We start from the raw sequence: 13,325 nt of genomic DNA, 5'->3' as shown, positions 1-13,325 counted from the left end.
CCCGCGGGCGAGCCCCGCGGGGGCCGCTGCAGACGGCGACGGCGCCCACCGTCCCGCCCTCGCGCCTGCGCCTTCACGCATGCTCCGCGGATCCAGCCCACGGACGGGCGCGCGTCGGCGGCATGCTCCACGGATCCGGCCCCACCGAAGGGCGCGCGTCGGCGGCATGCTCCGCGGATCCGGTCCACGGACGGGCGCGCGTCGGCGCCATGCAGTAGAGTCCGCGGGCTTGCCCGCACCGCCCGCGTCCGATCCCGCTCGCGCGAGCGCGCGCCTGCCCGCGCGCGTGCTCGCGGGCCTCGTGCTCGTCCTGGTCCTCGGGACATGTCTCTTCAGCCTGGCGGGCCACCTCGGCGGCCTCGACTGGCGGCTCGATCTCGCCAGCCACTTCCGCCCGTGGTACGCCGCCGCGGCCGCGCTCGCCCTGGTCGTCGCGGCCGCGCTCGCCGGCGGCGCCTCGTCATCGCCGCCGCGATCCTCTTGCTGGCGGAGCTGTGGCAGGTCGCCCCGTTCTGGCTGGCGCGCCCGCCCGCCGCCGGGGCTCCCGCGCTGCGCCTGGTCCACTTCAACGGCCTGTCGAGCAACCCGCGCAAGCCCGAGGCGGTCGCCTGGCTGGCGGACACCGCCGCCGACGTCGTCGTCGTCCAGGAGGTCGACGCCGGCTGGGCGGCCGCGCTGACGGCCCTGCCCGACCACGTCGCGCTCGAGTCGGTCCCGCGGGCCGACAACTTCGGCATGACGCTGCTCGTGCGACATGGCTTTCAGGACAGGGTCGTTCGCACATGGCGCGAAGAGCTGGTCCCGGGCATCCCCGCGCTCGCCGCCGAGCTCGCGCTGGAGGGGCGCCGGATCGCCGTGCTCGCCGTCCACACCTTGCCGCCGGTCAGCCGCGACTACGCCGAGCGGCGCGACGCCCAGCTTGCGCGCGCGGCCGCGTGGGCCGACGAGCAGCGGGCCGCCGGGCGCCTCCCGGTGATCGTCGGCGACCTCAACGCCTCGCCGTTCAGCGCCCCGCTGCGCCGACTCCTGGCTGACGGCGGGCTGGTCGACTCGCAGCGCGGCTTCGGCCTGCAGGCGAGCTGGCCCGTGGGCCCGCCGCTGCCGCGGATCGCCATCGACCACTGCCTTCACGACCCCGCGCTGGTGACCGCCGCGAGGGCGCTCGGCCCGGCGCTCGGCTCGGACCACCTGGCGGTGAGGGTCGACCTCGCCTGGCCCGCGGGACAGGCGCCGTGAGGCCGCCCAGTCATCTGTCCTGAAGGACAGGGAGCGTCAGGCCGCGTGCCGGCAGGGAGCTCATCCGCGCGATCGGCCGCCGGATGCTCCACCGAGCCGACGCGAGGCGACCGCCCGTACCTGCTCCTCGGGACAGATCACCTGCCCCGAGGGACAGCCGGTCAGCCGCCGCCCATGACCGTCGGGCACTCGGCGCGGGCGATGCTGCAGTCGGGGCCGACCTCGATCTCCTGGTTCGGCGGCATCTCCGCGTACTCGGCCATCTTCGAGCACGAGAACGAGCGCATGCGGGCGGCGAAGCTGGCGCCGAACTCCTGGTAGCAGGCCTCGATCTCGGCGATCGTCGCCTGGCAGGTCGACCAGTCGATGCCGAGATCGCAGGCGCCCTCGGGCTCGGTCTCGGGCGTGTTCGAGATGCAGCTCTGCCGCAGCACGTTGCAGGTGTCGACGCTGCCGTCGGCGTTCAGCGCGTCGTTGATGGCCTTGAGCGTGCACGTCGCGTCGGCGAACTCCTCGTCCGACAGCACCTGCTCGCCGTAGGCGTCGGCGGCCTCGCAGAACTGCTTCTTCTCGGCGTCGGTGAGCTCGTCGCCCTGCTTGGCGCCGTCGATGCCGGAGTCGAGGGTGCCGTCGTCGTCCTTGCACCCGCCGAGCGAGAGGCAGAGGGCCGGGAGCAAGCCGAGAAAGGTGGACAGGAACCTGTTCGCGGTCGTCACAGCCGCCCGTCTACCTCGAGCGCCAGAGGCCGACAAGCGACGGGCGTCGCCCGTCGACCGCGTCCGGCGAGGTTGTGGGATCCAGCCCTCAGCGCACGGTCACGCGGGCGCCCTCGGAGCGGCCCCAGACCTCGGGCATGTACATCGCCTCGGCGTGCGCGGGCGGCAGCGAGAAGTCGCCGCGGCTGGTCGCCCGCAGGAAGACGGTGTGGTGATGGGTCCCCGGCGGCAGATCGTCGGCGAACACCACCACGCGATCGCGGCGCAGCTCCTCGTACGAGGTCCACCACCCGCGCGAGCCGGACAGCCGCGCGGCCGCCTGGCCCTTGCCGAGGTCGCGCTGGACCGCCTCGAGCCCGGCCGGCAGCGGGACCTCGAGCGCGACGTAGCGGATCCGCGTGCGCGCGCTCAACGTCAGGTCGATCGCCACGGCGTCGCCGATCGCGATCGGCCGCCCGTTCAGCGCGCCGTCGCCGAGGCGCAGCTCGCGGCGGATCTCGAGCCCGTGCTCGCGCGCCGGCGGGTTCGCCTCGGCGAGCGCCCACTCGGCGCCGAGCCGGTAGTACATGCGGCCCTGCCCCTGGCGCTGCAGGACCACGGTGAGCGGCGCGCTCGCGGCCGCGGGCTCGCCCGCGCGGGCGGGCTTCAGGATGTCGGGCATCTTCGCCGTCGCCTCCTGGCCCTTGAGGTCGCGGCCGAGGAAACTGGCCTCGAAGACAGGTTTCCGCCCGACCCACGCGCGGCCGACGAAGTCGGGCGGGTCGGCCTCGCGGACGCGGGCGTAGTCGGTGATGGCGACCAGCGCGTAGGCGTTCTCCTGGGTGTTGCGCCACGTCCCGCCTATCCGCCGCTCGAGCAGGCCGCGGGCCAGCTTCTCGATCACCGCGTGCTCGGGCCGGACCCGCAGCAGCGCCGACAGGATGATCGCGTCGCTGCGGCCGTCGGAGTGGAAGTACCTTCCGCCCGACCCATCGTCGCGCTCGAGCACGTGGGCCGTCGCCGGCAGCTCCTCGAGATCCGCGAGAAGCTCCTGCGTCAGCGTCGTCACCTCGGGCCGCTGGGGATCGGCGCGGTGCATCGCCATCAGCAGGAACGCGCGCCCGTAGGCCGGCAGGTCGGCGCGGCGGGCGAACAGCGCGTCGGCGTGCTCGCGCTTGAAGCGGTCGGCCTCGGCCAGCACGTGCAGCGCCAGCGCGTGGCGCTCGAGCTCGCCGGCCCACCGCTGCGGCGCGTCCGCGGGCGGTAGACGGGTCTCCAGATCCGCCAGCGCCTTCTCGAGCGCGGCAGGCGGTACCGGATAGCCGGCGCGCTTCGCCAGGCCGAGCACCCACGTCGCGTAGCCGCTGGCGTAGGGGTGGACGTCGTCGTCACCGGGCCAGTAGCCGAACCCGCCCGAGCTGGTCTGCATCGCCAGGATCCGCTCGACCCCGGCCTTGACGAACACCTGCGGGTCCTCGCGCAGCCCCAGCGGATACGTGCCGTGCAGCGCCAGCAGCGAGACCACCGGCAGCAGCCGGCTCGCGGTCTGCTCGACGCAGCCGTGCGGATAGGTGAGCAGCGCGTCGGCGGCGTCCTCGAGCCCGCCGAGCAGGCTCGAGCTGGCCGACACCGACACGCCGCCGACGTCCGGCCGCACCGCCCCCGGCATCTTGATCGGGATGGCGATCGCGCGGTCGTCGGCCAGGCTGCCGTACATCGCCACCTTCTCGGTCAGGGTGCGCTCGGGCTCGACCGGCAGCGCCAGCTTGACCGCGTCGCGGCCGGCCTGGCCCGCGCCCGCCTTCAGCACCGCCCGCAGCTCGAGCTTGGCCTCGCCGACCGCGTCGGCGCGGACCGTGAACGGCACCCGCACCTGCCCGCCGGCCGGGACCTCGACCTCGACTGTCTTCTCGGACATGGCCACGAGGTCCTGTCCTTTCGTACCTGTATCATCGTGCAGCACCAGCTCGACCGCGGCCTTGCCGGCCACGTCGGTGAAGTTCTGCACGATCGCCGCGACCTCGGCCGCGTCGCCGGGGCGGAGCTGACGCGGCCCCGCGGCGCGGACGATGAACGGCGTGGTCACCGTGGTGCGCGCGTCGCCGACGCCGAAGCGGCCCGGCGACGTCTTGTCCTCCAGGCGCGCCGAGGCGAGCGCGAAGATCCGGAACGTCGTCAGGTTCTCGGGCAGCAGCGCCCTCGTGCGCGCCACCCCGGCCGCGTCCGCCGCGAGGTCGGCGAGGAACACCGGCGTGGTCTCGAACCGCTCGCGCGCCGGCGGCAAACCTCCGACGGAGCCTCCGTGCACGCTCGCACGCCCCCCGCCGCGGCCGTAGCCCGCCCCGTAGCCGCGCCCGTAGCCCCACGAGCCGCTCAGCCACGGGTCGTCGAGGATCGGCGTGTACGGCCACAGCACCGCGCGGTAGTCGTCGTACGAGGTCGTGCCCGCGTCGCCGCCGGGCACGAAGCTCGGCAGCAGGTCGGGGACCTCGTAGTCGGTCAACGCCAGCACCGCCTCGTCGACCGCCCACAGCGCCACGCGGCCGGCCACCGGCTCGCCCGCGGCGTCGCGCACGAACGCCGCCAGCTTGACCTTCTCGCCCGGCCCGGCCTTGGCCGGCGCCTCGACGCGCACCTCGAGCCGCCGGTGCTCGCTGCCCTGGGCCACCGCCGCCCTCGCGCTCAACACCTCGGGCCGCTGCGGCCGCCGCGTCGGGTCCATCGGCGCGACCACGAACGCGCGCACGTGCACCTGCGGGGTCCAGCTGTCATCGGCGGTGAAGCGGAAGTTCGCGGTGCCCCCCGTCTTGGCCGGCGAAGCTGAACGGCTGGAACTCGCGCAGCCCCTTGCGATCGAGCACCAGCACGCCGCGCCCGCCCTGCCACGGGGCGTGCACTGCGACGTCGATCGACTCGCCCGGGCTCACCTTCTGCGCGCTGGTCTCCAGCGACAGGGTCTTCTCCTGGGCCGTCGACCTCCACGCGCGCCGGCTGCCGACGACCCGGAAGTGGCCCGCGCTCGCGACCAGCCGCTTGTCTTCGGTCGTCGTCTCGACGCGGAGCTCGTAGCTGCCCTCCTTGAGCGGAGGCAGCGCGCACTGGGCGTCGGCGCCCTCGGCCGTCAGCGCCAGCTCGCACGTCTTGATCTTCTCGGTCTTGTCGACGTAGCCGTCGAACACCATGCGCCCGCCCTCGGCCCGCTCCTTCACTTCGGACCATGTCCTTTCGACCATGACCTTCACGCCAGCCGCGGCCACGCGCCGGCCGGCGAGGTCGACCGCGCGGACCGGCACCTCCACACGGTCGCCGAGGTTGCGGTAGCGGGCGGGCAGCGCCATCGCCAGGTAGAATTCGGCCGGGTGGACCTGGACCTGCGCCTCGGCGCCGACGGCCTGGTTGCTGGCGTCGCGGACCTCGGCGCTGATCGTGCAGCGGTGCGGGTAGTCGGGCGCGCCGAGCGTCAGCGGGACCGCGATGTCCATGAAGCCGGGCTTGGCCGCCGGATCGGGCCGGCTGCCCTCCCGCGAGCCGTGCTGCGCGCGAACCTGGTACGGGACCGGCCGCCCGACCACCCAGCTCGCGTCGAGGCCCGGCGGGCGCCAGCGGTGCGGCGTGCAGCTCGCCTGGCGCGTCAGTTGGACGATCGGCACCGCCCCGCCGAAGTAGTAGCTGGCGTTGACGCGCAGCCCGGCCGCGTCGCCGGCGATCACGTCCGGCCGGGCCACGCTGGCCGCGACCTGGAACTCGGGCACGCGGTAGTCCTCGACCTTGACCGTCTCGCGCGCCTCGGCGCCGTCGACCCTCGCCGTGACCGAGTAGCGGCCCAGCGCGGCCCCGGCCGGCAGCTCGAGCTCGGCCCAGAACTTGCCCTCCGCGGTCGTCTTGACCGTGCGCGTCGCTACCTCGGCGCCGCGCGGATCGGTGAGGGTGAACACCGCATCTGTCTTTTGGGCCAGGTGCTTCAGGCCGCTCTTGCGGTGCGGCGTCTCGATCGCCGACCAGCCGACCACCTTGACCTTCTCGCCCGGGCGGTAGGCGCCGCGGTCGGCGACGATGCGGGCGATCACCCGCTCGTGCGGGCGGAGGTCGGCGGTCAGGCTCTCGGCCGCCGGGACCTCGCCGGCCGCGATCGCGGTGCGGTCGCCCGAGGCCGGGTCGACGATCACGAGCCGCTGCGCCTGCGAGCCCTCGCCGGCCTTGACGATCCCCTTGGACATGTACTCCGAGACAGGTGGCAGCGCGAGCAGGCCGTCGGCGCCGGTCGTGCCGAGCGGGCGGGTCGTCAGCGCCTCGCCGACCTGCACCACGCGCGCGACCGTGGCCCCGACCACCGGCGTGCTGTCGGACAGGCGCAGCACCTGCACCACCGCCTGCGTCGGCGAGTCGATCACCACCGGTCCGAGGTCGGTCAGGCGATAGAGCCCGCGCACGGCGGTCGGCCGCTCGCTATCGGCGTTGGGCGTCAGCTCCCCCGGCGACACCTCGACCAGCACCGCCCCGCGCTTGCCGGCGACCAGGTCGCCGACGTCGAGCGCGATCGAGGCCCAGCCGCCGGCGCCCTTCGGCTCGAGCGCGACCGTCCGCTCGCTCGCGCCGGCCGGCATCGCCAGGCCCTGCCACGCCTGCCGCGCCAGCTCGAGCTCGTCTATCACCGCCGCGCGCACCCGCACCGACTTGAGGAACCGCGCCTCGATCCCGACGGTCTGCTTGCGCCCCGGCAGCAGCGTGCCCTTGTCGCTCGACAGCCCGAGCTCGGGCCGGCGCTCGACCACCACCGTGCGCTTGAAGCCGCCGGCCAGCGTCTGGCCGTAGATGTCCTTCAGGCCAGGCGCGATCGACACGGTGTATGTGGTGCCGGGCACGAACTGCCCGTCGATCGCGACCTCGGTCCCGCCCGACTCGTCGTAGGCGTCGGTGACCTCGACGTGCAGCGACTTCGGCCGCGGACTGATCGACACGTGCCGCGCCTGGTCCTCGCGCACCGGGTTGCGCAGGCCGAGGTGCATCGACTCGAGGCCGCAGCGGGTCTCCTCGCCGCACGGCAGCGAGACCACCGCCTGCGGGCCGTAGGTCTCGAAGGCCGTCTCCCACGGGGTATCGAGCGGCAGCGGGCCGCGGCGGCCGACGAGCCCCGGCGTGCTCGACAGCACCACCTCGCTGTCGCCCGGCCACAGGCCCTGCGGGCGGACCGTGAAGTAACGCCCGCGCTCTTCGCGGGGGTCGTAGCCGTAGTACCCGGCCCGCTCGCGCTCCGCGGCGGTGGCCTCGCGGATCTGCAGCTGCACCGGCGCCGGCTTCGCATCCTCGCGAGCGAGCGGCCGTGCGGTCGCCACGAGGTGGGCGCGGACCTCGGCGAGCGTCGTCGGCTGATCGAAGCTGACGACGAACGGGGTGTCGCGGCGCGAGGCCGGCGGCGCCGAGTCGTTGCGATGGAGTGGGTCGGCCCCGAGCACCTGCGGCCGCGGCGTCTCGAACGTCCACTCGACGCCCCTGTCCAGCCGCTGACCGTCGAGTCCGACCAGCCCGGGGGCGAAGCGGACCGTGTACGTGGTGGCTTCCTTCAGCGGCTCCGCGGGGTGGAAGACCAGCAGGTCGGGGGTCTGGAACGAAGCCTCGCCCGCGAGCGGCGGATCGAAGGCGAGGAAGCGCGAGACATCGGGGATCTGCTCGACGCCGAGCGCGACCACCGGTTGATTGAAGCGGACCTTGATCGCGGCGCCGCCCGCGGTCCTTCCTTGCGGCGCGTAGTCGAGGACGGCGAGAGCTGCGCCCGTGGAAACCCTCGGCGGCGCACCCGGACGATCGACGAGGGCCGCGGGATCGAAGGCCGCGAGCATGTCCGCCTCGGGGAGCGCGGGCTCGGGGTCGGCCGGACCGGAGTTCTTGCACGCGAGCAGCGTGGCGACGAGGGCGGCGGACGACGAGATGCGCGGGGTCATACGAGGCAGGCCTGTGACGGCTCGAAGCGGCGAAAGTTCCCGCCCGCGCGGCGCCGTAAAAAGCCTGTTTGGACATGTCGTAAAGGACATGTGATTTCGCCGCCCGGGGGTCGGCGAACCTGCCGCCGGGCGGCTACACCGCTGCACTTGCGGCTGGGTCAACATCGCACACGCTGCGAGTCGACCCGCGAGGGACGAGACCCATCGGCCTGTCCGGCCGCGCCCCCTCGCTATGCGCAGGAGTAGAAGCGATGTCGAGCAATCGAGGTAAGGGCCGCGGCGACGCCCGCGGATTCGCAGGTATGGACCCGGACAGGCAGCGCGTGATCGCCAGCCGCGGCGGCGAGACCGTCAGCCAGGATCGGCAGCACATGGCGAACATCGGCCGGCGAGGCGGAGCTGCGGTCAGTCAAAACCGCGAGTACATGGCGATGATCGGCCGCCGCGGCGGCGAGGCCGTCAGTCAGAACCGCGAGCACATGGCGATGATCGGCCGCCGCGGCGGCGAGACCGTCAGTCAGGACCGCGAGCACATGGCCGAGATCGGCCGCGAGGGCGGGCATCACTCGCACGGCAGCCCGACCCACAGCGTGCGCGAGGACGAGCCGCACGAGCCGCACGAGCCGGAGGCGCAGGACAGCGGATCTGGCCTTAGGCCAGGCGTCGCGCGAGGGGTCGCAGACGCGACCGAGCCCGCGAACGCGCGCGTTAAGTGAATGCTTGACGCGCGCCCTTCGCTTCGGGTGTATTCGCGTCGACGCATGCGTCCCCTCGCTTCGCTCCGGTACGCCGCCGCGCTGGTGGTGCTCGTCGCAGGCGGCCGGGCGTGGGCCAACCCGCCGGCGCCGGTGCTGCCCAAGCCGAGCGGCCCCCCGCCCCCGCCGCCCGCCTGGATGCCCGTCGGCGAGGCCCAGCGGCAGGCCGAGACGCCGGTCGGCAACGCCACGTGGCGGCCCGGCAAGGGCATCGAGCTGGCCACGCCGGACCGCCGCTTCACCATCAACTTCAACATGTGGGCGCAGCTGCTGGCCACGGTCCGGCGCGAGGCGATCCCCGCCGCCGGGATGGAGCCGTGGTCCGGCAGCCTCGAGCTCAGGCGCGCGCGCCTGATCCTCTCGGGCAACATCTTCTCGCCGCACGTCGGCTACTACGTGCATTTGATGTTCGCGCCGAAGGACCTCGGGTTCAAGGACGGCACGCCGCGGCGCCCGCCGATCTTCCAGTGGTACACGACCTGGACCCGCTTCCGCCACGCCAACGTCCAGGCCGGCTTCTTCTTCGTACCGTACGCGCGCCAGCGCATGGCCCCGCTGGCCAAGCTGCAGATGGTCGACAACTCGTCGGCCAGCTACGAGTTCACGCTCGACCAGGACATCGGCGTGCAGGTGAGCTCGCCCGACGTCGCCGGCCTCGGCAAGCTGCGCTACTTCGCCGGCGTGTTCATGGGCGAGGGCTACGACTATTACAAGGCCAGCGACTTCGGCCTGACGTACATGGCCCGCGTCGACTACCTGCCCTTCGGCATGTTCGACGACTACAGCGAGGCCGACTTCGAACGCAAGGCCACGCCGCGCCTCGCCCTCGGCGCCGCGTACGCCTTCAGCGACCGCGACCATCGCACCCGCGCCATCAGCGGCACGACCTTCGCCGACGGCGGCACGATGCGCAGCAACAACGTGACCGTCGACCTGATGTTCAAGGTCGCCGGCATGTCGCTGCTGCTCGACTTCTACTGGCGTCAGGGCTGGCGCCTGCCGGGTGACGCGAAGGACATGCTCGGCGAGCCGATCCCCGTCGAGGCCGCGCGCAACGGCGTCGGCTGGACCGCGCAGATGGGCCTCTTCATCCCGCGCACCCGCCTCGAGGTCACCGCCCGCTCGTCCGGCGTGCGCCCGTCGCGGCGCGTCGAGACCAGCATCGGACGGCTCGACGAGTACGGCGCCGGACTCAACTATTATTTTTATCGCCACTCGCTCAAGCTGCAGCTCGACTACTTCCGCCAGTACGGCCCCGGCGTACCCGCCGGCGTCGCCGACCAGATGCGGCTGCAGCTGCAAGCCGGCTTCTAGCGAGCGGCCGTCGCCGGCCGATCGTCCTGCGCGCGAGACGTTGCGTCGCCGACACGCCGCTGGTTGTCGCGGACCGCTGGCGAGCGGCCGTCGCCACGTCCGATCTTCTCGCTCGCAGAGCACCGCATCATCGATCGCTGCGGCTGCCGCGGCCTGCCCTCATGGCGAGCGGCCGTCGCCGCCGTCCGCTCGTCCTGCTCGAAGGCTCGCGTCGCCGACCTGCTGCCGCCACCCGCCGCCGGCACGCCAGCGGCGCAGCCGTCCGCTCGCCATGCACGCCGCTCCGCGGGCAGTCCGCACCGTCTCTGCCCGCTCGCCTCAGGCGCGCCTCCGGGCGGCCGCGAGTCGGCTGCCGGACATGGTATCGTGCGGCGGCCATGAGGTCCGTCCCGCTCGCGCTGCTCGTCTCGTCCCTCGTCGGCTGCGGCGGCGAAGCGCCGCCTCCTCCGCCCGCGCCCGCCCCTGCGCCCGCCCCCGCGCCTGCCCCCGAGCCCGAGGCCCCGCCGCCGCCGACCGGCCGCGCGCTGCTCGTCGCCAGCGAGTTCGGCCTCTCGCCGCTGGCCTGCTACCTCGACGCCGGCCAGCGATTCGCAGGCGGCGCCGACTGCCTCGACCTCGCGCCCGTCGGCACCGACGTGTGGCTGATGAGCGGCGCGGCCGCGAAGGTCGTGAGCCGCGCAGTCGCGGCCTGTCCCGGGGTCACTTCGCCGGAGCCCACCCTCGTGATCGACGCCCCAGCCGAGGCCCTGCGCGGCGACGCGGTCGTACCGGCGAGCCTCAAGGACGGCCTCGTCTACGTCACGCCGACCCCACCGGCCGAAGTCGACCGCGACGCCCCCAAGGAGCTGCGGGCGCGGATCGCCGAGGCCATGGCCGCCGCGGCACCTGGCCTGGGGGCCATCAAGCCGCGCATCGACCAGCGCGCCAGCCTCGACCTCGACGGCGACGGCAGCCCCGACGAGATCGTCGCCGCGGTCGTCCCCGATCCCAAGGACGAGGAGGCGAACTTCCGCTTCAGCGGCCTGTTCCTCGTCCCGCCCGCCGGCGTGCCCGTGCTGCTGCGCTCGCGCGCGGACACCCGCGAGCGCTACGCCCTGCTCGGCGCCCTCGACCTCGACGGCGACGGCCCGCGCGAGCTCTATCTCAACACCTACGGCGACGACAGCTTCTCGCTGTCGCTCGAGTCCCGCGCCCCGGACGGCCTCAAGACCCTCGGCCGCTGGGCCTGCGGCTGAGGTGTTCCTTTGCGCATGCTCCCGAAGCCATGTCCGTTCGACAATGTCTCCGAGGATATGTCTATGCGGACATGTCCTTGCGCGCGCCGAGGCCTCCGGCGCCGCGCCCCCCGCCGGCGGCTCGTCCCACCGCGCCCGGCCGGGAGGCGTCGCCACGTCACGGCCTCTCGCGCGCCCCGTCGAGGCGCTGCCCGCCCCGCTCGTCGTCCCGCGCGCGACGCCGTGACCGCCGGCCCGTCGCGCCCGTCGTCCCTCACCGCGCCGAGGAGCCATGACTGACCCCAAGCACCTCTCGCTCGAGCTCGCGCCCGCCGAGGTCGTCGTCACCTACCGCGACGGCGGCGTGATCGAGCTGCGCTCGCCGCAGCCGCTGCAGCCCTACCCCACCACCCTCGCGGCCGCGCTGCGCCGCTGGGCCGAGACGACCCCCGAGCGGGTGCTGCTGGGCGAGCGCCGCGGCGGCCAGCTGTTCGAGCTGACCTACGGCGAGGCGTGGGCCAAGATCCGCCGCCTCGGCGCCGCCCTGCTGGCGCGCGGGCTCTCGGCCGCGCGCCCGCTGATGTTGCTGTCCGACAACAGCGTCGACAACGCCCTGCTGCAGCTCGCGGCCATGTACGTCGGCGTGCCCGCGGTCCCGGTCTCGCCGGCCTACAGCCTGGTCTCGCAGGACCTCGAGAACCTGCGCCACATCGCCGTCCAGGTCGAGCCCGGCCTGGTGTTCGCCGCCGACGGGGCCCGCTTCGCCCGCGCCCTCGCGGCCGTCGGCTGCCCGGCGGTCGTCGGCGAGGCCCCCGGCCCCGCCCAGGCTGTCCTCTCGGACATGCTCGCCGAGACATGCTCCTTGGAGCACGCCGACGCCGCCCACGCCGCCACCGGCCCCGAGACGGTGGCGAAGATCCTGTTCACCTCCGGCTCGACCAGCCGGCCCAAGGGCGTGATCAACACCCAGCGGATGCTGTGCTCCAACCAGCAGGCGATCGCCCAGTGCTGGCCGTTCCTGCGCGCGCGCCCGCCGGTGCTGGTCGACTGGCTGCCGTGGCACCACACCTTCGGCGGCAACCACAACTTCAACATGGCCGTCTACCACGGCGGCTCGCTCTACGTCGACGAGGGCAAGCCGGCGCCCGGGCTCATCGAGCGCACCGTCGCCAACCTGCGCGCCGTCCCGCCGACCCTCTACTTCAACGTCCCGCGCGGCTTCGAGGTGCTGCTGCCCTACCTCGAGCGCGACGCGGACCTGCGCGCGCGCTTCTTCTCGCGCCTCGACGTCATCTTCTACGCCGGCGCCGCCCTGCCGCCCAACCTGTGGGCCCGCCTGGCCGCGGTCGCCGAGCAGGCCGGCGCGGCCGGGCGCGTGCTCATGACGTCGGCGTGGGGCTCGACCGAGACGTCGCCGCTCGTCACCAGCGTCCACTTCCCCATCGACCACGCCGGCATCATCGGCCTGCCCGCGCCCGGCTGCGAGCTCGCTGGTCCCGCGCGAGGGCAAGCTCGAGCTGCGGGTGCGCGGGCCCAACGTCACCCCGGGCTACCACCGCGAGCCCGAGCTCACCGCCGCCGCCTTCGACGACGAGGGCTACTACTGCATCGGCGACGCCGGCCGCCTCGCCGACCCGACCGACCCGCGCAAGGGCGTGGTGTTCGACGGCCGCGTCGCGGAGGATTTCAAGCTCACCAGCGGCACCTGGGTCAGCGCCGGCGCCCTGCGGGTCGCCTTCATCGCCGCCGCCGCGCCGGTCGTGCAGGACGTCGTGATCGCCGGCGAGGGCCGCTCCGCCGCCGCCGCGCTGGTGTTCCTGAGCCCCGACGGCTGCCGCGCGATCGTCCCGGATGTCCCTGCGGACAGGTACGCCGAGGACCCGCGGATCCGCGCCCACCTGGCCGCCGCGCTGGCGAGCCACAACGCCGGAAGCCCCGGCAGCAGCAGCCGCAAGCTCGCCGCCGCCGTGGTCCTCGCCGAGCCGCCCGCGATCGACGCCGGCGAGATCACCGACAAGGGTTATATCAATCAGCGCGCGGTCCTCCGCCGCCGCGCCGCCGACGTCGCCCGCCTCTACGCCGGCACGCCCGACCCGGGGCGCATCGAGCCGGCCTGATCGCATGTCTCTTACGACATGTCCCTCCGGACACGTTATTTTTGCTGCTCGACGG

At 73.8% G+C, this 13,325-nt stretch carries 8 protein-coding genes and 1 pseudogene; 6 read left to right on the top strand and 3 right to left on the bottom strand.

Features of this window, described 5'->3' with window-relative positions:
- Positions 1-396: 396 nt before the first annotated feature.
- On the top strand, positions 397-1,236 hold the full coding sequence (locus tag OV079_RS04750; RefSeq protein ID WP_267766497.1) for an endonuclease/exonuclease/phosphatase family protein: 840 nt from the start codon (positions 397-399) through the stop codon (positions 1,234-1,236).
- 161 nt (positions 1,237-1,397) lie between these two features.
- Here OV079_RS04750 and OV079_RS04745 read toward each other — a convergent pair whose 3' ends face one another.
- The 3 genes from OV079_RS04745 to OV079_RS04735 form a co-directional block, all read right to left on the bottom strand.
- Complete coding sequence (locus OV079_RS04745; RefSeq protein WP_267766496.1) at positions 1,398-1,913, bottom strand: hypothetical protein; 516 nt, start codon at positions 1,911-1,913, stop codon at positions 1,398-1,400.
- A 127-nt stretch (positions 1,914-2,040) separates the two neighbouring features.
- The gene (locus tag OV079_RS55585) at positions 2,041-4,683 is read right to left on the bottom strand and encodes an alpha-2-macroglobulin family protein (protein ID WP_338088869.1); all 2,643 of its coding nucleotides are present in this window, start codon (positions 4,681-4,683) and stop codon (positions 2,041-2,043) included.
- A gap of 16 nt (positions 4,684-4,699) precedes the next feature.
- A complete protein-coding gene (locus OV079_RS04735; protein WP_267766495.1) occupies positions 4,700-7,870 on the bottom strand; it encodes an Ig-like domain-containing alpha-2-macroglobulin family protein in 3,171 nt (1,056 codons plus the stop codon).
- 251 nt (positions 7,871-8,121) lie between these two features.
- On the opposite strand from OV079_RS04735, the gene OV079_RS57265 reads away from it, so the two are divergent.
- The 5 genes and pseudogenes from OV079_RS57265 (at position 8,122) to OV079_RS60575 (ending at position 13,270) form a co-directional block, all read left to right on the top strand.
- Positions 8,122-8,586, top strand: coding sequence for a con-10 family general stress protein (locus tag OV079_RS57265; RefSeq protein ID WP_420829392.1), 465 nt, complete (start codon positions 8,122-8,124; stop codon positions 8,584-8,586).
- Between the two features lie 45 nt (positions 8,587-8,631).
- Positions 8,632-9,939 carry a porin family protein gene (locus OV079_RS04725; protein ID WP_267766493.1) on the top strand — a complete coding sequence of 436 codons (1,308 nt, stop codon included), beginning with the start codon at positions 8,632-8,634 and terminating at the stop codon, positions 9,937-9,939.
- A 377-nt stretch (positions 9,940-10,316) separates the two neighbouring features.
- A complete protein-coding gene (locus OV079_RS04720) occupies positions 10,317-11,174 on the top strand; it encodes a hypothetical protein (protein WP_267766492.1) in 858 nt (285 codons plus the stop codon).
- Between the two features lie 271 nt (positions 11,175-11,445).
- Positions 11,446-12,582: pseudogene (locus OV079_RS60580) on the top strand (AMP-binding protein); the annotation flags it as partial.
- A gap of 94 nt (positions 12,583-12,676) precedes the next feature.
- Positions 12,677-13,270 (top strand): hypothetical protein, encoded by a 594-nt coding sequence (locus OV079_RS60575; RefSeq protein ID WP_476703787.1) that lies wholly within the window; start codon positions 12,677-12,679, stop codon positions 13,268-13,270.
- Positions 13,271-13,325 lie beyond the last annotated feature (55 nt).

The organism is Nannocystis pusilla, assembly GCF_026626665.1.
Classification (GTDB): Bacteria; Myxococcota_A; Polyangia; order Nannocystales; family Nannocystaceae; genus Nannocystis; species Nannocystis pusilla.
The sequence above is the reverse complement of the archived record's forward strand: the minus strand, read 5'-3'. Positions and strand labels throughout refer to the sequence as shown.